20 protein-coding genes are annotated in these 22,414 nt (G+C 68.1%); 18 read left to right on the top strand and 2 right to left on the bottom strand.

Going from position 1 to position 22,414, the window contains the following annotated elements; genetic code table 11:
* Positions 1-11: 11 nt before the first annotated feature.
* Positions 12-320, bottom strand: coding sequence for a DUF6703 family protein (locus E0H73_RS01385; RefSeq protein WP_131350152.1), 309 nt, complete (start codon positions 318-320; stop codon positions 12-14).
* 39 nt (positions 321-359) lie between these two features.
* Here E0H73_RS01385 and E0H73_RS01390 point away from each other — a divergent pair, with 39 nt between their 5' ends.
* The 13 genes from E0H73_RS01390 (at position 360) to ligD (ending at position 12,993) form a co-directional block, all read left to right on the top strand.
* A complete protein-coding gene (locus E0H73_RS01390) occupies positions 360-644 on the top strand; it encodes an antibiotic biosynthesis monooxygenase family protein (RefSeq protein ID WP_238163747.1) in 285 nt (94 codons plus the stop codon).
* A 95-nt stretch (positions 645-739) separates the two neighbouring features.
* The gene (locus E0H73_RS01395) at positions 740-2,125 is read left to right on the top strand and encodes a glycine--tRNA ligase (protein WP_131350157.1); all 1,386 of its coding nucleotides are present in this window, start codon (positions 740-742) and stop codon (positions 2,123-2,125) included.
* A gap of 1 nt (position 2,126) precedes the next feature.
* Positions 2,127-2,819 (top strand): hypothetical protein, encoded by a 693-nt coding sequence (locus tag E0H73_RS01400; RefSeq protein WP_131350159.1) that lies wholly within the window; start codon positions 2,127-2,129, stop codon positions 2,817-2,819.
* Positions 2,820-2,822: 3 nt separating this feature from the next.
* The gene (dusB, locus tag E0H73_RS01405) at positions 2,823-3,944 is read left to right on the top strand and encodes a tRNA dihydrouridine synthase DusB (RefSeq protein WP_131350161.1); all 1,122 of its coding nucleotides are present in this window, start codon (positions 2,823-2,825) and stop codon (positions 3,942-3,944) included.
* A 315-nt stretch (positions 3,945-4,259) separates the two neighbouring features.
* On the top strand, positions 4,260-5,114 hold the full coding sequence (locus E0H73_RS01410; RefSeq protein WP_165555449.1) for a helix-turn-helix domain-containing protein: 855 nt from the start codon (positions 4,260-4,262) through the stop codon (positions 5,112-5,114).
* A gap of 55 nt (positions 5,115-5,169) precedes the next feature.
* The gene (locus E0H73_RS01415) at positions 5,170-6,477 is read left to right on the top strand and encodes an FAD-binding oxidoreductase (RefSeq protein WP_131350165.1); all 1,308 of its coding nucleotides are present in this window, start codon (positions 5,170-5,172) and stop codon (positions 6,475-6,477) included.
* A gap of 18 nt (positions 6,478-6,495) precedes the next feature.
* Positions 6,496-7,092, top strand: coding sequence for a dihydrofolate reductase family protein (locus tag E0H73_RS01420; protein WP_131350167.1), 597 nt, complete (start codon positions 6,496-6,498; stop codon positions 7,090-7,092).
* Positions 7,089-8,009 carry an NAD-dependent epimerase/dehydratase family protein gene (locus E0H73_RS01425; protein WP_131350170.1) on the top strand — a complete coding sequence of 307 codons (921 nt, stop codon included), beginning with the start codon at positions 7,089-7,091 and terminating at the stop codon, positions 8,007-8,009. The genes E0H73_RS01420 and E0H73_RS01425 overlap by 4 nt, the downstream gene beginning before the upstream one ends.
* A 160-nt stretch (positions 8,010-8,169) precedes the next feature.
* Positions 8,170-8,553, top strand: a complete 384-nt coding sequence (locus tag E0H73_RS01430; protein WP_131350172.1) for a PPOX class F420-dependent oxidoreductase — start codon at positions 8,170-8,172, stop codon at positions 8,551-8,553.
* Positions 8,554-8,961: 408 nt separating this feature from the next.
* Entirely contained in the window at positions 8,962-9,888 is a 927-nt protein-coding gene (locus tag E0H73_RS01435; RefSeq protein ID WP_165555450.1) for an acetylxylan esterase, read from the top strand.
* A gap of 3 nt (positions 9,889-9,891) precedes the next feature.
* Complete coding sequence (locus E0H73_RS01440) at positions 9,892-10,740, top strand: acetylxylan esterase (protein WP_131350176.1); 849 nt, start codon at positions 9,892-9,894, stop codon at positions 10,738-10,740.
* Entirely contained in the window at positions 10,737-12,038 is a 1,302-nt protein-coding gene (locus tag E0H73_RS01445; protein WP_131350178.1) for a hypothetical protein, read from the top strand. Before E0H73_RS01440 ends, E0H73_RS01445 begins: the two co-directional genes overlap by 4 nt.
* A complete protein-coding gene (gene ligD, locus E0H73_RS01450; protein WP_131350180.1) occupies positions 12,019-12,993 on the top strand; it encodes a non-homologous end-joining DNA ligase in 975 nt (324 codons plus the stop codon). Before E0H73_RS01445 ends, ligD begins: the two co-directional genes overlap by 20 nt.
* A gap of 181 nt (positions 12,994-13,174) precedes the next feature.
* Here ligD and mug read toward each other — a convergent pair whose 3' ends face one another.
* A complete protein-coding gene (mug, locus tag E0H73_RS01455) occupies positions 13,175-13,675 on the bottom strand; it encodes a G/U mismatch-specific DNA glycosylase (protein WP_202867162.1) in 501 nt (166 codons plus the stop codon).
* Positions 13,676-13,846: 171 nt separating this feature from the next.
* On the opposite strand from mug, the gene E0H73_RS01460 reads away from it, so the two are divergent.
* The 5 genes from E0H73_RS01460 (at position 13,847) to ppdK (ending at position 22,193) form a co-directional block, all read left to right on the top strand.
* Entirely contained in the window at positions 13,847-14,563 is a 717-nt protein-coding gene (locus E0H73_RS01460) for a Clp protease N-terminal domain-containing protein (RefSeq protein ID WP_131350182.1), read from the top strand.
* 9 nt (positions 14,564-14,572) lie between these two features.
* Positions 14,573-15,850, top strand: coding sequence for a serine hydrolase domain-containing protein (locus E0H73_RS01465; RefSeq protein ID WP_131350184.1), 1,278 nt, complete (start codon positions 14,573-14,575; stop codon positions 15,848-15,850).
* 45 nt (positions 15,851-15,895) lie between these two features.
* A complete protein-coding gene (locus tag E0H73_RS01470; protein ID WP_131350186.1) occupies positions 15,896-17,293 on the top strand; it encodes an ATP-binding protein in 1,398 nt (465 codons plus the stop codon).
* A gap of 1 nt (position 17,294) precedes the next feature.
* Positions 17,295-19,253 (top strand): vWA domain-containing protein, encoded by a 1,959-nt coding sequence (locus E0H73_RS01475; protein WP_131350188.1) that lies wholly within the window; start codon positions 17,295-17,297, stop codon positions 19,251-19,253.
* 285 nt (positions 19,254-19,538) lie between these two features.
* On the top strand, positions 19,539-22,193 hold the full coding sequence (ppdK, locus tag E0H73_RS01480) for a pyruvate, phosphate dikinase (protein WP_420323413.1): 2,655 nt from the start codon (positions 19,539-19,541) through the stop codon (positions 22,191-22,193).
* Positions 22,194-22,414 lie beyond the last annotated feature (221 nt).

A 22,414-nucleotide genomic window follows, 5' to 3' on the forward strand; every position in this document is an offset into this window, starting at 1 on the left:
ACGGCCTTGGGTCAGCTGCTGGCGACCTTGGACACCGCGAAGAGCAGGATGATCAGGATCGAGAACACGCGCAGGAACCGCGGGCCGGTGCTGACGGCGGGCCAGGACAGGAACCCGAGCCAGGCCAGCAGCAGCGCGAGCAGGATCAGCGCCGGGACGGCGATCACCACCGGAGCGAAGACTCCGGCCAGGGCGAGCACCAGCGTGATGGCGGGGAGGGTAAGGGTGGGCATCCCGTGCAGCTTCGCCACGTACGGGTAACTGAACTTCGTGATCCGCTGCCGGAGCGGACTCGCCGGCTGACCGCTGGGGGAACTCATCCACCCATTGTTCCAGGTCTTATGGTGGACCCTGTGTTCGTGGTGATCAGGTTCCGGGTGGAACCAGGGGAGCAGCCGGAGTTTTTCGAGCGGCTACGGGGTGCGGTCGAGGTGCTGGGGAAGCAGAAGGGGTTCGTCGCCGCCCGGGCCGGGCGGAACGCGGACGACCCGGAACTGCTCGCCTTGACGATGGAATGGGAGAACATCGGCAGTTACCGTCGCGCACTGTCGCCGTACGAGGTGAAACTGGCCGCCGTCCCGCTGCTGTCCCAGGCGATCGACGAGCCCACCGCGTACGACGACGTACCCGAGTTCCTGCCGTAGCAGCGGTCGTTCGGCCGGATGCGACGGTGGCCACCCTGGACCGATAGCCTGGACCCTTCGTACCGCAACCTGTGCCCGTTATCTGGAGTCGAAAAGTGCCCGTGGAAACCGTCGATGCCGTCGTCAGCCTCAGCAAGCGGAGAGGCTTCGTGTACCCCTGCGGCGAGATCTACGGCGGAACCAAGTCGGCCTGGGACTACGGGCCGCTGGGTGTGGAGCTGAAGAACAACGTCCGGACCCAGTGGTGGCGGGCGATGGTGACGAGTCGTGACGACATCGTCGGCCTGGACTCGTCGGTGATCCTGCCGACCAAGGTCTGGGAGGCGTCCGGGCACCTGTCCGAGTTCGTCGACCCGCTGACCGAGTGCCAGTCCTGCCACAAACGGTTCCGCGACGACCACCTGCGCGAGGACTACGCGCGGCGGAAGAACAAGGACGCCGACGACGTCAAGCTGGCCGAGATCGCCTGCCCGAACTGCGGTAACAAGGGCACGTTCACCGAGCCACGGATGTTCAATGGTTTGCTGAAGACCTACCTCGGCCCGGTCGAGTCCGAGGAGGGGCTGCACTACCTTCGGCCGGAGACCGCGCAGGGCATCTTCATCAACTTCGCGAACGTGATGGGCACCGCCCGGAAGAAGCCGCCGTTCGGCATCGCCCAGGTCGGCAAGAGCTTCCGCAACGAGATCACTCCGGGCAACTTCATCTTCCGGACCCGCGAGTTCGAGCAGATGGAGATGGAGTTCTTCGTCGTCCCGGGCTCGGACGAACAGTGGCACGAGTACTGGCTGAAGACGCGCTGGGACTGGTACGTCGGCCTCGGGCTGAACCCGGACAACATGCGGTTCTACGAGCACCCGAAGGAGAAGCTCAGCCACTACTCGAAGCGCACCGTCGACATCGAGTACAAGTTCAACTTCGGCGGCAAGGAGTTCGACGAGCTCGAGGGCATCGCGAACCGGTTCGACTTCGACCTGTCCACCCACTCCAAGCAGTCCGGTGCCGACCTGTCGTACTTCGACCAGGAGAAGGGCGAGCGCTGGACGCCGTACGTGATCGAGCCGGCGGCCGGCCTGACCCGCAACGTGCTCGCGTTCCTGCTCGACGCCTACACCGAGGACGAGGCGCCGAACGCGAAGGGTGGCGTGGACAAGCGCACGGTGCTGCGGTTCGACCCGCGGCTCGCGCCGGTGAAGGCCGCCGTACTGCCGCTGTCGCGCAACGCCGAGCTGTCCCCGAAGGCGAAGGACCTGGCCGCCGAACTGCGGAAGAACTGGAACGTCGACTTCGACGACGCCGGTGCGATCGGCCGCCGCTACCGCCGGCAGGACGAGATCGGTACGCCGTACTGCATCACCGTCGACTTCGACACCCTCGACGACCAGGCCGTGACGATCCGGGAGCGCGACTCGATGAAACAGGAACGGGTGGCCCTCACCGAGGTCACCGGCTACCTCGCCCAGCACCTGGTCGGCTGCTGACATGGCCGCTCGGCGGTTCCTCGGGCGTGAGCACGTGCGCTTCGGACTGACGGTCTTCGGCCTGTCCGCGGTGATGGTGTTCGTGCTGGCAGCATGCTCGGACTCCAAGCCGCAGGCGGCCGACGACAGCCCTGCTCCGTCGACGCCCCCGGCAAGCTCGAACTCGCCGATCCCGACCGCGTCCACGCCGGCGCTGACCCCGCTGCCGACGCCGTCGAAGCCGTGGCCGACGCCGAAGGTGACCGGCGAGCCGGCGAGCGACGCACCGCTGGCCGACCGGATCCGGTTCGCGATCGCCAAGCAGGCACAGATCGCGGCCGGCAAGTCCGCCACCACCACTGTGAAGTGCCCGGGCATCGAGGACGTGGAGAAGCCTGGCAATCACTCGTTGACGTGCACCGTCAGGTATGGCGGGAAGCCGTACACCGGGACGCTGACGGTCGACGCGAAGCAGTACTCGGCGTCGTACAAGTTCACCTCCGACTCGGTCGCGATCGTGAAGGCGAAGGTCGTGGACGCGGTGCTGCGTACGGCGCCCGATGCGGCCAAGGTGACCTGCACGATGGCTGATGTTGCCGTGGTCAAGCATTCCGGCGAGCCGATCGCCTGCGACGTCACCACGATGTCGAACGCGGTCCAGCCGTACAAGGCGCAGATCTCCGGCAACGGCCAGGTGCTGGTGGCGAAGGCCTGAACCATGCTGCAACTGGGCAACCTCACGATCGACACACCCGTGGTGCTGGCGCCGATGGCCGGCATCACCAATGCGGCGTACCGGAGACTCTGTGCGGAGCAGGGCGCCGGGCTGTACGTGTGCGAGATGATCACGTCGCGCGGGATCGTCGAGGGTGACCAGAAATCGCTCGACATGCTCACGTTCGACGAGCGTGAGGCCGTCCGCTCGGTGCAGTTGTACGGCGTCGATCCAACGTACATCGGCCGTGCCGTGCAGGTGTTGTGTGATTCCTATGGGGTTGCGCACATTGATCTGAACTTCGGGTGTCCGGTGCCGAAGGTGACCCGCAAGGGCGGCGGCGCCGCGCTGCCGTGGAAGCGCAACCTGCTCGGCGCGATCCTGCGCTCCGCGGTCCACGCCGCGACTCCGTACGGCGTACCGGTCACGATGAAGACTCGGATCGGTATCGACACTGACCACCAGACGTATCTCGACGCCGGTCGGATCGCGGAGGACTCGGGGGCTGCGGCGATCGGGTTGCACGGGCGTACGGCGGCGCAGGCGTACTCGGGTCAGGCGGACTGGTCGGCGATCGCTGCGCTGGTGGAGCACGTTGGTATCCCTGTGCTTGGGAACGGTGACATCTGGGAGGCCGGCGACGCGTTGCGGATGGTCGCGGAGACTGGGTGCGCTGGGGTCATCGTTGGGCGTGGATGCCTTGGTCGGCCGTGGTTGTTCCGGGACCTGGCGGTTGCGTTCTCGGGTGGGGAGGCGCTAAATCTGCCGACCCTCGGTGAGGTTGCTGTTGTGATGCGCCGGCATGGTGAGCTGCTGGCTGACTTGATGGGGGAGCCGCGGGGTCTGCGGGACTTCCGGAAGCACGTCCCGTGGTACCTGAAGGGCTTCCCGGCCGGCGGTGAACTCCGCGCCGCGCTTGGCATGGTTGAGTCGTTGGCGCAGCTGGACGAGTTGCTGTCCCAGCTCGACCCGACTGTCCCGTTCCCGGTCGCCGAACTCGGTGCACCCCGAGGTCGCCAAGGCAGTCCCCGCGACCACATCGTCCTCCCACAAGGCTGGCTCGACGACACCGACGGCCTGACCGCCGACCTAGCCGAAGCCGAACTAGGCGTCTCCGGCGGCTAACAAACGACACGGCCTTCGGCCGCGGTTGTTGCCTTGGCGCCTTCGGCGGGCGCGGCTCGTCACACCGCCGGAAGTGCTCGGCGGAACAGATCTGATCGTCGGGGAGGATAGGCCCTCCGCGGCGGCTGTTGCTTGCACCTCCGGCCCAACTGGTGCCTGAAAGGGCAGGCTTCGGTCAGGAAGTTGTTTGGGCTTGGGGGTTCTGTGATGGACGCGGTTTTGGCTGCGTCGAGGTCATGGCTTCCTGGGCATGCACGCTGTTCGAAGGGCTTGACGGTGGGTGGGGTTGGCCGGTTCAGTGCCAGGATGGCGGGTGTGGAGTCGTACGTTGAGCGGCCGCCGTTGCCTGGGTTGGCGGGGGTGGTGCGGACGGTTTGGATTCAGCGGACCGGCGAAGCGGCGTACGTGCAGCGGCATTTGCCGACCGGGGGCGTGGAGATTCACTTTCCGATTGGGGGGCGGCCGCAGTTGGTGGGGCCGCTGACCGGGCCGGAGGTTGAGGTCATTCCGGCGCACACGACGATCGTGGGCGTGCGGTTCCATCCGGGGACGGCGCCGCCCTTGCCGACGGTGCTGGATGACCTGGTGGATCAGCGTGTGGGCCTCGCGGACTTGTGGGGGAGTCTGGAGGACCGGCTTGTTGAGGCGATCGCTCGGGCTGCGACGCCCGAGCGGGCGTTGATGTTCTTGCAGGCCCACCTGCTGCAGGAGTTTCGGACTGCGGTGCGCGTGGATCCGTTGGTGGGTGAGGCGGTGCAGGCGTTGATGCCGTGGCGGCCGCTCAACATCGACACGCTGGCCAACCATCTGGCGCTCTCAGCTAGCCAGCTGCGTCGTCGGTGCCTGCATGCGGTGGGGATGAGCCCCAAGGTGCTCCAACGGACCTTGCGGTTCCAGGGGTTTCTCGCGCTGGCGCAGGCCGGCGCAACCCCCACAGGCCGGCTTGGTGCGGACGGTACGGCGGGACTGGCGATCGACGCCGGGTACGCCGACCAAGCGCACCTCAGCCGGGAATGCCTCCGCCTGACCGGCCTCACCCCGAGCCAACTCCTCGGCCTCAACCCGAGCCAGCCACTCGGCGGCACCGTCGACCGGTGCATGTGCGGCCACGACCACTCCGCGTCGTACAAGCCGTTCCTCGCCACCCGGAGGCAGCCGCTCCGGGTCTGACCCGTGCGCGATTCGTTCAAGACCCGGGCAGAGCGCCGGTCATAGCGTCGGACTCATGACCGACTGGATCGACGCACTCGACGGTGAGCTGTTCAGGCCCGAATCAACGGGCTACGACGCGATCCGTCGCCCGTTCCACCCCGCCTACCGGGACGTGCGGCCCGGGCTCGTGGCTCTGTGCCGCTCGGTCTCGGATGTCGTCAGCGTGATCAAGTACGCCGCGACCACCGGGGACCGCATCGCCCCTCGCGGCGGCGGGCACTGCTTCGCCGGCCGATCGTCGACGGACGGGATCGTGCTCGACCTGTCCGGACTCGACACCATCTCGGTGGCACCCGACGGGATCGCCACGATCGGAGCCGGCGCCCGTCTGGCACAGGTGTACGCCGCTCTGCATGCCCACGACCGAACCGTGCCAGGCGGATGTGGTCCGACCGTCGGCGTCACAGGCCTCACCCTCGGCGGCGGGATCGGTCTGCTCGGGCGCAAGTACGGGCTGACCTGCGATCGCCTCGTCGGTGCACAGGTCGTACTAGCGGACGGCAGCGTCGTGGAGTGCGACGCCGACCACGAACCAGATCTCTTCTGGGGCCTGCGCGGTGCGGGCGGTGGTCAGTTCGGTGTCGTCACCTCGCTGCGTTTCGACACCGTTCCTGAGCCGATCACCACCCGCATCGAGGCGCGTTGGTCCGGCATCGCTCTTCACGAACTGATCTCGGCCTGGGAAGACTGGGCACCGGACGCCCCGGACGAACTCACCGTCAACCTCTCCCTTGTGTCGGACCCCGGCGTACCCGTCCAGGCCACACTCTTCGGCGCGTCGATGCTCGACGAGCTGACGACCCGGGAGCTGATGCAGCAGTTCATCGATCGGGCGGGCGCGAACGCGACGATTGACCTGCGCGCCGGGCTGCCGTACGGCCAGCTGAAGAGCACCTTCGGCGACCCACTCGACGAACCCGAACGCCTCACCCGGCTCAGGTCGGAGTTCTTCTCCGACTCGATGGCCGACGGCACCATCGCGGCTCTCCTGACCCAGTTCTCACCGCCAACGGGCCGACGAGAGCTAGCTTTGACCGCAATGGGCGGGGCCTACAACAGGATTGTCGACAATGCGACGGCGTTCGCTCATCGCAGCACGCGCTTCCTGCTCGAGCACATCGCCGACGCGGACGATCCCTGGATCGACGAGTCCTGGGCGACCGCACACGCCGATGGGTCCGGCCGCGTCTACCCCAACTTCCCCGACAGCGCGCTCGACGACTGGGCATCGGCGTACCACGCGGGCAACTATCCGCGGTTGGCAGCGATCAAGCGCGCCTACGACCCGCACCGATTCTTCGACTTCCCGCAAGCCATCTGATCACCACGGAGGACAGACATGAGCAAGGTCATCAGTGCCCATTCGGTTTCGGTCGACGGGTACATCACCGGTCGCGATCCCGGCGCCGGGCGAGGGCTCGGCGACGGGGGAATGCTGTTCAACTGGTACTTCGACGGGGACACGCCGAGCCAGGTGTTCGACGGCTTCAAGCTGAGCGAGGCGAGTGTCCGGTTCTTCGACGCGAGTGCCGAACGCGTCGGCGCCAGCCTGGCCGGTCGCAACACGTACGACGACTCCGGCTGGGTCAACGGCGGGGCGCCGCACCCGACCGCGCCGCTGGTCGTCGTCAGCCACCGTCCGGTGCCGGGGATGAGCGATCCCCGTCAAACCCTGATCACGACCGGGATCGAGGACGCTGTCGCCGCGGCTCGCGAGGTTGCCGGCGGCAAGGACGTCGCCATCATGGGCGGCGGTGCGGTGACATCGGCGCTCGCGGCCGGTCTCGTCGACGAGGTGATCCTCCACCAGGTGCCGATCCTGCTCGGCGCCGGTCGCAGCTTCTTCCAGGAACTCCCGGAACACGTGGAACTCCGCCTGCTTGAAGCTATCCCAGCCCCCGGCGTGACCCACCTGCACTACGAGGTCGTCCGATGATCCTCGTCACCGGCGGGCTCGGCATGATCGGCGCCCACACCGCCCGCGCGCTCCTCGACCTCGGACAGGAGGTTGTCGTCACCACTCACCGCCGTACCGAGGTCCCGTCGTTCCTCGCCGGCCGGGTCATCGTCGAACCCCTCGACGTCACCGACCGGGACGCCTTCCTTGCCCTCGGCACCCGTCACGACATCAGCGACATCGTCCACCTCGCGGGCAGCGTTCCCGGCGAGAACCCGGTGGACTTCTTCCGCACGGATACCCCCGGCCTGCTCAATGCGCTTGACGCCGCCCGCGCGTGGGGAGTCCGCAGGTGTGCCGTCGCCAGCAGCCTCGGCGTGTACATCGGCCGGTCCGAGACCCGCTGGCGTGAGGGCCTTGATCTGCCCATGGCAGAGTTGCCGCACCTGATCATCGCGTTCAAGAAGGCCGTCGAACCACTCGCCATGCACAGTCTGCAGGGCAGCGGCGTCCAGCCCGTCGTACTCCGGATCGGGACCATCTGGGGACCGCTCGTCGACCCGGAATCGCCGTTCTTCTATATCCCGCCGTACATCAGCGCCGTACTCCGCGGTGAGGAGCCGAAGCCGCTGTACGCCGACGATGGTGGCGACTGCTGCTACGCGCCGGACGCCGGGCGTGCGATCGCACTCCTGACGACCGCGCAAACCCTGCCGCACAACGTCTACAACGTGTCCAGCGGCCGGCCGTACACCAATCGCGACTTCGCGGACGCATTGCAGACAATCACACCAGGCCTGCAACTCGACCTCCTGCCCGGCCGGCAGGGCGGTCCCGGTGAGAACCCGTACCTCGACATCACCCGGCTCACTGACGACACCGGCTTCACTCCCGCCTTCGACGTCGCCCAGTCCGTCGCCGACTACGTCGCCTGGCGCGCCAAGAACCCCCGCTGAAGAAACCCCCGCTGGCGGAGAACCCCCGCTGGCGGAGAACGCCCGCTGCCGGAGAACCCGGCTGGCGGAGAACCCCGGCTGAGCAAGAACCCCGGCTGAGCAAGAACCCCGGCTGACGGAGAACCCCCGCTGAGCAAGAACCCTGATGAAGGAGAGTCCCATGCTCGACCCGAAAGTACGCAGCGTCCTGGACGGCACCTCGATCGCTCACCTCGCCACGATCTGCGCCGACGGTTCGCCGCACAGCACTCCCGTGTACGTCGGCGCCCGCGGTGACCACATCGTCTTCTTCACCGGGCCGACCATGCGCAAAGCACGCAACCTGCGCCGCGACCCCCGGATGGCGCTGTCCATCGCACCTGTCGACAATCCGTTCGAGCCGGTCGTGATCCGCGGCCGGGTGGTCGAATGGATCGAGGGCGACGAGGCCTGGGAGATTGTCGACAATCTGGCTGTCAAGTACGCCGGCGCACCGTACCCCCGCGGCGAGGAGCGCGTCGTCGCCGTCATCGAGCCCGAGCACCAAGCGGTAGGAATCGGCTGAGGCCCAGCCGCGGGAGCCGGCTGACGTCCAGCCGAGGAGTCGGCTGGGGCGCCACCGCGGGGGTCGGCTGGGGCTCAACCACAGGAGTCGGCTGAGGCCAGCGACGGTAGTCGGTTGAGGCCCAGCGGCGGGAGTCGGCTGAGGTCCAGCGGCGGGGTCGGCTGAGGTCAGCCGAGGAGTCGGCTGGGGCCCCACCGCGAGGGTCGGCTTAGGCTCACAGGAGTCGGTTGAGGCCAGCGACGATAGTCGGTTGAGGCCCAGCGGCGGGAGTCGGCTGAGGCCTAGCGGCGGGGTCGGCTGAGGTCAGCCGGTCGGGGCTGATGAACTCGTCTTGGTTCGGATCGGCGGCGGTTGAAGGGCCGGGTGCGGACGCATGCTCTACCTAGCACCCGATCGAGAGGAATGCTCTTGAGAGACCCTGAGAACGCCATCGTCGAGGTCGAACTGCCGGACGACTTCGACGCCTTCTGGGCGGCCGGCCTGGCGGACTGTGCGTCGTACCCGCTGGAGCCGGTGCTCACCGAGATGCCGGCACTCTCCACGGACAATGTGATTGTCTACGATCTGCGCTACACCAGCTTCGGCGGATTGCGGATCGCCGGCTGGTACACGACCCCGCGCGACCGACCCGCGCCGTACCCGGCGCTCGTGACAATCCCCGGCTACATCTCCGAGCCGACGATCCCGAAGGAATGGTCCGACCTCGGGTACGCCGCTATCGCGGTGGCGCCCAGCGGCAAGCTCCGGTCGAACGACGTGTTCAACCCGGGCTACCCGGGACTGCTGACGCATAACATCGTCGACCACAACACGTACGGGTACCGCGGCTTCTACCTCGACGTCGTACGGGCGGTCGACGTATTGCTCGGTCGTCCAGAAGTCGACAATGCGCGGATCGGACTGCAGGGATCGAGTCAGGGCGGTGGGCTCGGGATCAGTACGGCGGCGCTGCGGCCCGACGTGATCAAGGCCGTCGCGGCCGGAGCGCCGTACTTGTGCGGGATCATGACCGCGCCGACGCTGACCCGGTCGTACCCGTACGAGGAGATCAACGAGTACCTGCGGGTGCACCCCAAGGACGTGGACCGGGTGCGGGAGTCGGTCGCGTACTACGACGGTCTCAACTTCGCGCCGAAGGTGCAGGCGCCGACGCTGCTGTATCTCGGGCTGGAGGACGACGTCTGCCCGCCGGAGACCGGGTTCGCGCTGCATCGGACGCTGACCTGCGAGAAGACGCTGCACACCTTCCCGCACTGCGCACATCACGCCGGGCTGCCGGGCGTGATGCGGATCGTGGAGGACTTCCTTGCCGAGCACCTGCAACCGGGACGGTGACTGATGGATTTCGACAACTACTGGGCCGCGGTCGACAACGAACTGGCCGCGATTCCCGCCCGTCCGGTGCTCGACGTCGTACCGGCGCGGACGACCGACGAAGCGACCAGCTACACCGTCCGCCTGACGAGCACCGGCCCGTACCGCGTTTTCGGCCACCTGAGCATCCCCACCGGTGACGGCCCGTTCCCCGCGCTACTGCAGACGCCGCGGTACGGCAGCGTCAACCACGTGCCGCATCCGAACGACCGGAGCCGGTACGTCGTGTTCGGTCTGATGCATCGCGGTCAGCGCTTGGCCGACGAGGGGTTCTCGGCATCGTACCCAGGATTGTTGACAATGGGCATCGATGATCCGCCGTCGTACATCTATCGCGGGATCGCGGCGGACTGTCTCCGAGCGGCAGAGTTCCTGCTGGGGTTGTCGGAGGTCGATCCGGCGCGCGTGGCGGTGACCGGCGACGACCTGGCCGTGCTGACGGCCGCGCGGCGGCCCGGTTTCACTGCGCTCCGGGTGACGGATCTGCTGTTCTACCGGGCGATGGAGGCGCGGTTGAGGTCCAGTTCGTATCCGCTCGAGGAGCTCCACGATCACCTGCGTGCCGGTTCGTCGGTGCAGATTGTCGACAACACTCTGTCCTACTTCGATCCGTCCCGGCATGCGCCCGCGGTGACGGCGACGAGCCTGGTCGCGGCGGACGATCCGGACTGGTGTGCGTCGCTGATCAATGCTCTGCCTGCTGCGAGTGTCTACAAGCTGACGCACCTCGATGGGACGGACAACGACTTCCTCGACGCGTGGTTGGCCGAGCTGTCCGGGGTCCGGCCGATGTCAAGGTTCCTGGTCTCATGAGCGATCCGCTCGAGACCGGTGAGGCGGTCGGCCTGCCGCCGGCCCGGCCGGCGGTAGATCCGCAGGCCGGGCCGGCGGTAGATCCGCAGGCCGGGCCGACGGTAGATCCGCAGGCCGGGCCGACGGTAGATCCGCAGGCCGGGCTGACGGTAGATCCGCAGGCCGGGCTGACCGTAGATCCGCAGGTCGGTCCGGCCACCACGGTGGGCGGGCTCGGCGTGCGGCCGGTGATCAATGCGTCCGCCACGCTGACCATGCTCGGTGGATCGTTGATGCCGGCCCCGGTTCTGAAGGCGATGAACGACGCGGCCGCTCAGTTCGTCGATCTCGACGAACTGCACACTCGCGTGGGTGAGCGGCTGGCCGAGCTGACGCACAACGAGGCGGCGTACGTGACCTGCGGTGCGGCGGCGGCGATCACGCTGACCGTTGCCGCCTGCATCACCGATCAGGCGCAGGCGTTCCCGGTCGACACCGAGGTGGTGATGTTCGCCTCGCAGCGGAACGGCTACGACTACGGCGTCCAGTTGACCGGAGCTCGGATCGTCGAGATCGGTCCGTCGGTCGACGAGCTGCGAGCAGTCCTCACTCGCAAGCCGGCCTGTGTCCTGTGGTTCGCCGGGACCCACTTCGCGGCCGGCGCGCTCGCCGTGGAAGACGTGGCCGGCGTCGCCGCGGAGGCCGGTGTACCGGTGATCGTCGATGCGGCCGCGCAGATCCCACCGGTCTCGACGCTGTGGCGATTCACCCGGGATGTAGGGGCGGACGCGCTGATCCTCAGCGGTGGGAAGGGGCTGCGCGGTCCACAGGCCAGCGGCCTCGTGCTGGGGCGCCGCTGGGTTGTGGACCGTTGCCGGCTGCATGCATCGCCGAACCAGGACATCGGGCGCGGCATGAAGGTCGGGAAAGAGGAACTGCTTGGGTTGCTCGCCGCGGTCGAGTGGACGCTGGAGCAGGACGAGGCGACGGTGCTCGCCGGCTACGAGCGGATTGTCGACAACTGGATCCGCGGATTGCAGGGAATGCCGGGGGTGATCGTCACCCGCGGCTATCCGAGTGAGGCGGGGCAGCCGCACAGCCGAGCGGTTGTGCGATTGTCGACAACCTCCGGCTGGACCCGGGACGACCTGGTCTCGGCGTTGTGGGACGGCGACCCGCGGATCGCGGTCGGCACCTTTCGGATGCCCGACGACGCGATCGCGCTCAACCCGCAGACGCTGGAGCCCGGCGAGGACGAAAAGGTTCTCGAAGCCCTCGTCGGCCTTCTAAGCTCTGGGAATGGCGAGCAAGCCGGATGAGACGCGGGACGGGGTCGACCTGACCAACTTGGATCAGCCGTTGTTCGACGGGGCTGACGCGACCAAGCGGGATCTGGTCGACTATCTGGATGCGGTGCACGAGCGGATCCTGCTCGAGTTGCGGGAGCGGCCGTTGTCGGTGATCCGGATCCGGCCGGGGCAGCCGAAGTTCATGCAGAAGAACGTGCCGAAGTACACGCCGGACTGGGTCAAGACGGTGCCGGTGTGGGCGGAGGCGTCCAAGCGCGAGGTGTCCTACGCGTTGTGCGACGACCGGCGGACGCTGCTGTGGTTCGCGAACCAGCGCGCGGTCGAGTACCACCCGACTCTGATGCGCGCAGACCACTGGGACCGCATCACGCATCTTGTGCTTGACCTCGATCCGCCGGAGGGGGACGAGACGTTCGCGAAGGCGGTGCAGGCGGCGTTCCTGGTCCGGCAGGCCTTGGCCGACGCCGGGCTGTCGGGTGCGGTCAAGACGAGCGGCGCGAAGGGCGTGCACGTGTTCGTGCCGATCGACGAGTCGGTGTCGATCGAGGACGCGGCCGCCGCGACCCGGGCGATCGCGGCGCGGGCCGAGCGGATCGACCCGGACGTCGCGACGACGGCGTACATCAAGGAGGACCGGGGCGGGAAGGTGTTCGTCGACTCGACGCGGTCCGGTGGGGCGACGGTGGTCGCGGCGTACAGTCCGCGGGTCCGGCCCGGTACGCCGGTGTCGTTCCCGGTCGGCTGGGACGACCTGGACCGAGTCACTCCACGCGACTTCACCGTTCGCACCGCGGTCGAGCAGCTCGGAGACGCCGACCGCTGGGCCGACCAGCTCCCAGCTCCCCAGTCCCTCCCCGAAGACCTCCTCGAGGAAGGCCGCGCCATCCCCATCGCCCGCGTCATCGCCATGCACGAAGGCAAACGCCGCAAACGAGCCAAGGAGAAGGCCGAGAAGGAGGACTAATCCTCGCTCGCCGTTGTCAGTTCGAGCGCGAGCTGACGTACGTCGACCACCGGGTGGTTGCGTAGGGCAACTAGCAACGCCCGCCACGTGGAGGGCCAGCCTGAGTAGCTCGCTCGCACGCATGTGCCCAATCCTGCCCACCCCTGGTGTCAGGCCAGTCGGGCAGGGTCGCGTCGGCCTCTCAGCTGACCCGCTCGAGTTCGGCGAACGCGGCGGAGAGCTTCGGCAAGGTGTAGTGCGCGTTGAGTCCACTCGGGTTCGGCAGGACCCAGACGCGGGTGTCGCCGATGATCCGGTCTTGCTTGCCCATGGCAGCCTTCCGCTCGCCGAAAGCATCCCGGTACGCCGTGACGCCGACGATCGCGAGCCACTCCGGCTGGACACGAAGGACCTTCTGCACCAGGTTCTTCCCGCCGGCCAGGTACTCCGCGCGACTCAGCTCGTCGGCGCGCGCGGACGGGCGGTCGACGACGTTGGTGATCCCGAGGCGGTAGGTCAGGAGCTCACCCTGCTCGTCCGGTCGCAACTGGCGCGGCGTGAACCCGCTCAGGTGCAACGCCGGCCAGAACCGGTTCCCCGGCCGGGCGAAGTGATGGCCGGTCTCCGCCGACATCAGCCCGGGATTGATCCCGCAGAACAGCACCCGCAGCCCGTCACTGATCACGTCCGGCAGAGGTTGCACGCGCCAAACCGTACCTAAGGACAGGAGGTATTGGCGGCCAGCAGGGTGGCTCACGCCTGGCGGGAGCGTCGGAGCGGCTCCGCGACCGACTACCTCCTGTCCTGAGGTACAGCTCCGGCGACGTCAACCCAGGGTTGACGCGGACCAGATCGTCAACCTAGGGTTGACGACATGACTCCTGGACCTGACCTGCAGCAACTCATCAACACGATCAAGGCGGACGCCGGCAGCGACGACGAACTCGAACAGCTGGCCGCCGCGGCGTCGACGATCAGCGAACTGACCAGCACCGGCGACGCGGCACTCGGGTTCTTCGTGGACCGCGCCCGCGTCGCCGGCAAATCATGGGTCGAGATCAGCGCGGTGCTCGGCGTGAGCAAGCAGGCCGCGCACAAGCGCTTCGCCGACTCGTGGACCAGTAAGCCGGCCTTCAATCGCTACACGAAGCGCGCGATGGCCGTCGTGAAGGCCGCGGCGGAAGTGGCCCGCTTCGACAACCACGACTACATCGGCACCGAACACCTGCTGCTCGCGTTCTACGCCGAGCCCGAGTCGCTGGGTACGAAGGCGCTGCTGCACCACGGCATCACGAAGGAAAAGGTCCGCGCCGCCGTGGACGAGGTGAATCCGGCGGAGGAGCTGACCGACCCGCCGAAGACGCTCGACGCTGAGCGACCGCCCTTCACCCGGCGGACCGCGCACGTGCTGCAGGGCGCGGTCGGAGAGGCGCTGACGCTGGGGCACAACTACATCGGCACCGAGCACCTGCTGCTGGCGTTCTACCGGGACTCGGCCGGCCTGGCGACGAAGATCCTGCTGGCGGAGGACTTCGACGAGACCGCTGCCTGGACTGCCCTCCGTGCGCTGCTGGAGGAGGCCACGAAGTAGGTTGGGCGTATGCCTGACTGGTCTGCGCGGTTGAGTGAACTGGCGGTGGCGGCGAGGGTTCCGGGAGCGGTGCTCGGGATCTGGCAGGACGGTGAGACGACGATCGCGCCGTACGGTGTGCTGAACGCGTCGACCGGGGTCGAGACGACCGAGGACTCGCTCTTCCAGCTCGGGTCGGTCAGCAAGCCGTGGACCGCGACGATGATCGTCCAGCTGGCCGCGGACGGGCGGCTGGAGCTGGACGACGCCGTGGTGAAGTTGTTGCCCGAGGCATCGATCGATCCACGGATCACTGTCCGTCACCTCCTGACTCACACCAGCGGCATCGACGGCGACGTGTTCACCGACACCGGCCGCGGCGACGAGTGCCTCGAGCGGTACGTCGCTCTGCTCGCCGACGTCGAGCAGTTGTTCGAGCCAGGTACGGCGTACTCGTATTGCAACGCCGGGTTCGTGCTGCTCGGCCGACTGATCGAGGTGCTCGACGGAGGCACCTGGGACGAGTCGCTGCGCAAGCGCCTGGTCGAGCCGCTCGGGCTGACCAGGACCGTCACGCTGCCGGAGGAGGCGATTCTGCACCGCGCCGCCCTGGGCCACCTGGGGACCGACGGGTCCCCGGTCAAGACGTGGCAGTTGCCGCGGAGCATCGGTCCGGCCGGAGGGGTGACCGCGTCTGCCGGCGACCTGCTCGAGTTCGCCCGGATGCACCTGACCGACGACCGCTACCGGTCGATGCAGGAGCCGCAGGTCCCCTACGCCGGCGGCATCGGCGGCTTCAGCAACCTCGGCCTGGCCTGGCGGATCTACGACTGGCAAGGCCGCGGCCTGTTCGGCCACGACGGTACGACGATCTCGCAGCTGGCGTTCCTCCGGATCGACCCCGAGGCGCGGCTGATCATGTGCCTGCTGACCAACTCCGGCAATGGAACGACCCTGTTCGAGCCGCTGGCCACCGAGGTCTTCACGCACTTCACCGAGGTCGGCCACCCGGCCTCACCGCAGCCGGTCGACGCTCCGGTCGACGATCGCCACGTCGGCCGGTACGAACGGGCCAGCGTCCAGCTGGACGTCGTACGACGGGACGACGCGCTGGTGATGGAGTATCGAGCCACCGGTGACCGGCTGTCGTTCGCCGAGCGGCCTGTGCAGGAGTACGAGCTGCGCCCGACCGAGCCCGCGGACGGCGATCATTTCGTCACCCGCGAGGCGCCGGACCATCCGTGGGTCCCGGTCACGTTCACTCCGAGTCACGTCTTCACCTCGGGCCGGGTCACGCCCAAGCGCTGAGATATTCGGGGTGCGTTTTGGGGTGACCGAGCTAACTTGTCACCTGTGACTAGTGCACCTGCTGAACTTCCTCGTAAGGCCGGTGACCTCCGGGCCGCCGGGTATCTCCCACGGTCGATCAAGGCCGAGATTCGTGACAACCTGCTGACAGAACTCCGGGCCGGGCGTGATCCGTGGCCCGGCATCGTCGGATTCACCCGGACGGTGATTCCGCAACTCGAACGCGCCCTGCTCGCGGGGCATGACGTCGTCCTGCTGGGTGAGCGCGGCCAGGGCAAGACCCGGCTGCTGCGCACCCTGGTCGGTCTGCTGGACGAGTGGACCCCGGTGATCGAGGGTGCCGAACTGCCTGAGCACCCGCTCGACCCGATCACGCCGGCATCGCGCCGCCGCGCCGCGGAGCTCGGCGACGAACTGCCCGTCACCTGGATCCATCGCAGCGAGAGGTACGCCGAGAAGCTCGCGACACCGGACACCTCGGTGGGCGACCTGATCGGTGACGTGGACCCGGTGAAGGTTGCCGAGGGCCGCAGTCTGGGTGACCCGGAAACCATCCACTTCGGTCTGGTGCCGCGGGCACACCGCGGCATCGTGGCAATCAACGAGCTGCCGGACCTGGCCGAGCGGATCCAGGTCGCGCTGCTCAACGTGATGGAGGAGCGCGACATCCAGGTCCGCGGGTACACGCTGCGGCTGCCGCTCGACGTGTTGCTGGTGGCAACGGCCAACCCGGAGGACTACACCAACCGCGGCCGCATCATCACGCCGCTGAAGGACCGGTTCGGCGCCGAGGTCCGGACCCACTACCCGCTCGACATCGACGCCGAGGTGGACGTGATCCGGCAGGAGGCCGAGTTCACCGCCGAGGTCGGCGAGCCCCTGCTGGAGGTGCTGGCCCGGTTCGTCCGGCACCTGCGCGAGTCGACGTCGATCGATCAGCGGTCGGGTGTGTCGGCGCGGTTTGCAGTCGCCGCGGCCGAGACGATCGCCGCCGCCGCGCTCCGGCGCAGCGCGATCACCGGCGAGGAGCCGGCCGTCTCACGACCGGTCGACCTGGAGGCCGTGCCCGCCGTACTGCGCGGCAAGCTCGAGTTCGAGCCCGGTGAGGAGGGGCGTGAGATCGAACTGCTCGAGTACCTGCTGCGCCGTTCTGTCGCCGACACAGCGCGGGAGCGGTTCGCGGGCCTGGACCTCAGTCCGCTGGCCAACGCTGTTGCTGATGGCAACCTTGTGACCACGGGTGAGCGGGTGCCCGGCCGGGACGTGCTGGCCGCGCTGCCGGAGCTGCCGGTCCTGCACGACGTCGCCGCGCGCGCCGGCGTCGAGCCCGACGAGTCGCCCGGCCGCATCGCCGCCGCGGTCGAGCTCGCCCTGGAGGCGTTGTACCTGTCCAAACGACTGGCCAAGGACGCCGACAACGACACAACCATCTACGGGATCTGACATGTCGGCCTCGATACCGGAAGGCTGGTCGTACGGGCCGTGGCATGACGGGCCTGATCCACTGAAGGCGCCCGCGGATCTGCGGGACGCGCTGGACGAGATCGGCCGTGACGTGATGAACGGCTCGTCGCCGCGGTCCGCGCTGGAGGAACTGCTCCGGCGCGGCACCCGGAACACCCAGGGCCTGGACGACCTCACCCGCAGGATGTGGGAGCGCCGCCGCGAGATCCAGCGGCGGCACAACCTCGACGGCACGTTGCGGGACGTCCAGCGGCTGCTCGACGAGGCGCTGGCGGCCGAGCGGCGCGAGCTGTTCCCGAACCCGTCCGACGACGCCCGGTTCAAGGAGGCCGAGCTCGACGCGCTGCCGTCGGGTACGGCGGCCGCCGTACGAGAGCTGGCCAACTATCAGTGGGAGTCGTCGGAGGCGCGGCAGAAGTACGAGGAGATCCGGGAACTGCTCGGGCGCGAGCTGCTCGGATCGCGGTTCGAGGGCATGAAGGAGGCGCTGCAGCAGACCACGCCCGAGGACGTCGAGCAGATCAACGAGATGCTCACCGACCTCAACGCGTTGCTCGCGGCGCACGCGCAGGACCGGCCCGAGGTGCCGGAGTTGTTCGACGAGTTCATGGCCAAGCACGGCGAGTTCTTCCCGGAGAATCCGCAGAACGTCGACGAACTGATCGACGTACTCGCGCAGCGGGCGGCCGCGGCGCAGCGGATGATGAACTCGATGACTGCCGAGCAGCGCGCCGAGCTGATGGAGCTGTCGCAGCAGGCGTTCGGCAGTCCGCAACTCGCTCAGCAGTTGGCACAGCTGGACGCGCAGTTGCAGTCGCTGCGGCCGGGGGAGGACTGGAGCGGGTCGGAGCGGATGAGTGGTGAAGACCCGCTCGGTCTGGCCGACGGTGCGAGGGCGATGTCCGACCTCGCCGAGCTGGATGCGCTGGCCGAGCAATTGGCTCAGTCGTATCCGGGTGCGCGGCTCGAGGACATCGACCTCGATGCGCTCACCCGGCAGCTCGGCGACGAGGCAACGGTGGATGCTCGCCGATTGTCCGAGCTGGAGCGACAGTTGCGCGACCAGGGATTGCTCGAGCGGGCGCCCGATGGTTCGTTGCGGTTGTCGCCGAAGGCTCTGCGGCAACTCGGGCAGACCGCGCTGGCCGACGTACTGCGGGCTGCGCGGGGTTCGGGCGAACGCGACGCTGCCAACGCCGGTGCGGCTGGGGAGCTGAGTGGCTCGTCGAGGCAGTGGCAGTTTGGCGATACCCAGCCGTGGGACGTGCCGAGGACCGTGCGGAACGCCGTACTGCGGAGTGCTACGCGCAGTGGGTCGGTCAAGCTCGATGTCGCCGATGTGGAGATCGCGGAGACCGAGCATCGGGCCCGGGCCGCGGTCGCGTTGCTGGTCGACACGTCGTGGTCGATGGTCCAGGAAGGCCGCTGGCTGCCGATGAAGCGGACGGCACTCGCGCTGCACCAGCTCATCTCGACCCGCTACCGCAACGACGCGCTCCAGCTGATCACCTTCGGGAGGTACGCCGGAGTCGTCGAGCTGCCGCAGCTGATCGGGATGGAGGGCGCCTGGGAGCAGGGGACGAACGCGCATCACGCCCTGCTGCTGGCAGGCCGCCACCTGCGTCGTCATCCGGACGCGCAGCCGGTCGTCCTGATGGTGACCGACGGCGAGCCGACCGCGCACCTGGAGCCGGACGGTACGGCGGAGTTCTCCTACCCACCCGAGCCGGCCACCCTCCGCAAGACGATCTTCGAGGTCGACCGCCTGGCCAAACTCGGCGCCTCGCTGACCGTCTTCCGCCTCGGCGACGACCCGCGCCTCAACGCCTTCGTCGATCTCCTGGCCCGCCGCAGCGGCGGCCGGGTCCTGGCCCCCGACCCCGACGGCCTCGGCGCGGCCGTCGTCGGCGACTACCTCCGGACCCGCCGGAAGTTGTAGCCGAGAAGGACCCAGACAAGCAGGGTGTTACCCGTCCGAAAGGCGGCTAACACCCTGCTCCTGCGTTTCGGTGAGAAATGTGCCGTTTGTCTCGCGTTGTCAACGAGGGAAGGGTTTTCCGGCCTTCGACCTGTGGGCAGAGTCACGTCGGCATCGTGAGACCAGTGTTCAACTGGACTGGTTTTTGGGCTTACTCTGAAGGCAACGCCCCCGCCACTGGAGTCGATGGGCCAGCGGGCCACCACACCGCGCTCAGAAGCACCGCCCGAACCACAGGGAGTGATCGTGCCGAAACTCGTCTACGACTTCGCCGAAGGCAACAAGGACATGAAGGAGCTGCTCGGCGGGAAGGGGGCGAACCTGGCCGAGATGACCAACCTCGGCCTGCCGGTGCCACCCGGATTCACCATCAGCGCCGAGGCCTGCCGGGCGTACCTGGCCACCGGCTCGGTGCCGCCGGAGCTGGCCGACGAGATCGACCACCACGTCGACGTACTGCAGCAGAAGATGGGCAAGAAGCTCGGCCAGGCCGACGACCCGCTGCTCGTCTCGGTCCGGTCCGGAGCGGCCGTGTCGATGCCCGGAATGATGGAGACCGTTCTGAACGTCGGCCTGAACGACGACTCGGTGAACGGGCTCGCGCACCACTCCGGCAACCCGCGGTTCGCCTGGGACGCGTACCGCCGGCTGATCCAGATGTTCGGCAAGACCGTGCTCGGCATGGACGGCGACGTGTTCGAGGACGCGATCGAGGCGGCCAAGGAAGCCAAGGGCACCCGTAACGACCTCGACCTGGACGCGGACGACCTGAAGCGCCTGGTCGAGACGTTCAAGCAGGCCGTGCACGATCACACCGGCCGCGAGTTCCCGCAGGACCCGCGGACCCAGATGGACCTGGCGATCGAGGCCGTCTTCGGCTCGTGGAACTCCGAGCGCGCGATCCTCTACCGCCGGCAGGAGCGGATCCCGACCGACCTCGGTACGGCGGTCAACATCTGCTCGATGGTGTTCGGCAACCTCGGCATGGACTCCGGCACCGGCGTCGCGTTCACCCGCGATCCGTCGAGTGGTCAGCCCGGTGTGTACGGCGACTACCTGCAGAACGCGCAGGGCGAGGACGTGGTGGCCGGTATCCGCAACACCGTCCCGCTCGCGGACCTGGAGCAGATCGACAAGACGTCGTACGACGATCTGATGGCGATCATGGCCAAGCTCGAGGGGCACTACCGCGACCTGTGCGACATCGAGTTCACCGTCGAGCGCGGCAAGCTGTGGATGCTGCAGACCCGGGTCGGCAAGCGGACCGCGGCGGCCGCGTTCCGGATTGCGACCAGCCTGATCGACGAGGGCGTGATCGACACCGACGAGGCGCTGAGGCGGGTCAAGGGTGCGCAGCTCGCGCAGTTGATGTTCCCGCGGTTCGACGCCGACGCGGACACCGACCTCATCACCAAGGCGATCGGTGCGTCGCCGGGCGCGGCGTCCGGCACGGTCGTGTTCACCTCGGCCGCCGCGGTCGAGGCCGCGGACCGGGGCGAGAAGGTGATCCTGGTCCGGCGTGAGACGAACCCGGACGACCTGCACGGCATGATCGCGGCGCAGGGCATCCTGACCAGCCGCGGCGGCAAGACCTCGCACGCGGCCGTGGTCGCCCGTGGTATGGGCAAGACCTGTGTCTGCGGCGCCGAGGAACTCGACGTGAATGTTGCCCAGGGCACCATCAAGGTGAAGGGCACGGTGATCGAGGCCGGCGAGACGATCTCGATCGACGGGACCACCGGCGAGGTGTTCCGCGGCGAGGTCCCGGTGGTTGCGTCCCCGGTGGTGCAGTACTTCGAGGGCTCGCTGGCGCCGGACCAGGGCGACGAACTCGTGGCCGCCGTACACCGGTTGATCACGCATGCGGACGAGGTACGGCGGCTCGGCGTACGGACGAATGCGGACACGGCGGACGACGCGGCCCGGGCGCGGCGGTTCGGGGCCGAGGGGATCGGGCTGTGCCGGACCGAGCACATGTTCCTGGGGGAGCGGCGGGAGGCTGTCGAGCGGCTGATCCTGGCCGACAACGACGGTGATCGCGATGCGGCCCTGGCCGAGCTCGAGCCGTTGCAGCGGGGCGACTTCCTGGAGTTGCTGGCCGCGATGGACGGGCAGCCGGTGACGATCCGGCTGATCGACCCGCCGCTGCACGAGTTCCTGCCGTCGATGGAGGACCTGGCGGTCAAGGTCGCGCTGGCCCGCGAACGCGGTGAGGACCCGGGTCACGATGCCGCGCTGCTGGCGGCGGTCGAGCGGCTGCACGAGGAGAACCCGATGCTCGGCCTGCGAGGTGTCCGGCTCGGTCTGGTCATCCCCGGGCTGTTCGCGATGCAGGTCCGAGCCATCGCGTCCGCGGCCGTCGAGCTGAAGCAGCAGGGCAAGCACCCGCAGCCGGAGATCATGATCCCGCTGGTCGGCGCGGTCCAGGAGTTGCACCTGGCCCGGGACGAGGTGGAACGCGTGATCGCCGAGCTGGGCGTCGAGTGGGACATCCCGATCGGCACGATGATCGAGCTGCCGCGAGCGGCGGTGATCGCGGACCAGATCGCCGAGGCGGCCGACTTCTTCTCGTTCGGCACCAACGACCTGACCCAGACCACCTGGGGCTTCAGCCGCGACGACGTCGAGGGCGCCTTCTTCTCGCGCTACCTGGAGAAGGGGATCTTCGCGGTGTCGCCGTTCGAGTCGATCGACCGGGAAGGTGTCGGTGCGCTGGTCCGTACCGGCGTCGACCGCGGCCGCGCCACCAAGCCGGATCTCAAGCTCGGCATCTGTGGTGAGCACGGCGGCGACCCCGACAGCATCCACTTCTTCCACGATGCGGGCCTCGACTACGTCTCCTGCTCGCCGTTCCGGATCCCGGTGGCCCGGCTCGAAGCCGGCCGAGCCACCCTGGACTGACCTCCGTCGCCGCCCGGTTGTGGGGCTTGACAGCCGGGCGGCGTGACGGACGGTGCGGGCGTACGGCGCGTCGCGGGCCGTGGCTGGGGATTTCATCACGAAGCGTCACAGGCCTGAACTGTCCGCAGTATTTCTCTTAACCAAACCCTTGCGTAGCGGTGGTCCGGCTGGTCAAAATGTCCGGGCGGGAAGGGAGATCACTCGTCGACTTTCGGGTCTGA

Origin of the sequence: Kribbella pittospori (genome assembly GCF_004331465.1) — a bacterium.
Taxonomy (GTDB): domain Bacteria; phylum Actinomycetota; class Actinomycetes; order Propionibacteriales; family Kribbellaceae; genus Kribbella; species Kribbella pittospori.

Coding starts and splice junctions, on each gene's coding strand:
- E0H73_RS01385 (WP_131350152.1), bottom strand. CDS start 320: ATGAGTTCCCCCAGCGGTCAGCCGGCGAGTCCGCTCCGGCAGCGGATC.
- E0H73_RS01400 (WP_131350159.1), top strand. CDS start 2,127: ATGGCCGCTCGGCGGTTCCTCGGGCGTGAGCACGTGCGCTTCGGACTG.
- dusB (WP_131350161.1), top strand. CDS start 2,823: ATGCTGCAACTGGGCAACCTCACGATCGACACACCCGTGGTGCTGGCG.
- E0H73_RS01415 (WP_131350165.1), top strand. CDS start 5,170: ATGACCGACTGGATCGACGCACTCGACGGTGAGCTGTTCAGGCCCGAA.
- E0H73_RS01420 (WP_131350167.1), top strand. CDS start 6,496: ATGAGCAAGGTCATCAGTGCCCATTCGGTTTCGGTCGACGGGTACATC.
- E0H73_RS01425 (WP_131350170.1), top strand. CDS start 7,089: ATGATCCTCGTCACCGGCGGGCTCGGCATGATCGGCGCCCACACCGCC.
- E0H73_RS01430 (WP_131350172.1), top strand. CDS start 8,170: ATGCTCGACCCGAAAGTACGCAGCGTCCTGGACGGCACCTCGATCGCT.
- E0H73_RS01440 (WP_131350176.1), top strand. CDS start 9,892: ATGGATTTCGACAACTACTGGGCCGCGGTCGACAACGAACTGGCCGCG.
- E0H73_RS01445 (WP_131350178.1), top strand. CDS start 10,737: ATGAGCGATCCGCTCGAGACCGGTGAGGCGGTCGGCCTGCCGCCGGCC.
- ligD (WP_131350180.1), top strand. CDS start 12,019: ATGGCGAGCAAGCCGGATGAGACGCGGGACGGGGTCGACCTGACCAAC.
- E0H73_RS01460 (WP_131350182.1), top strand. CDS start 13,847: ATGACTCCTGGACCTGACCTGCAGCAACTCATCAACACGATCAAGGCG.
- E0H73_RS01465 (WP_131350184.1), top strand. CDS start 14,573: ATGCCTGACTGGTCTGCGCGGTTGAGTGAACTGGCGGTGGCGGCGAGG.
- E0H73_RS01475 (WP_131350188.1), top strand. CDS start 17,295: ATGTCGGCCTCGATACCGGAAGGCTGGTCGTACGGGCCGTGGCATGAC.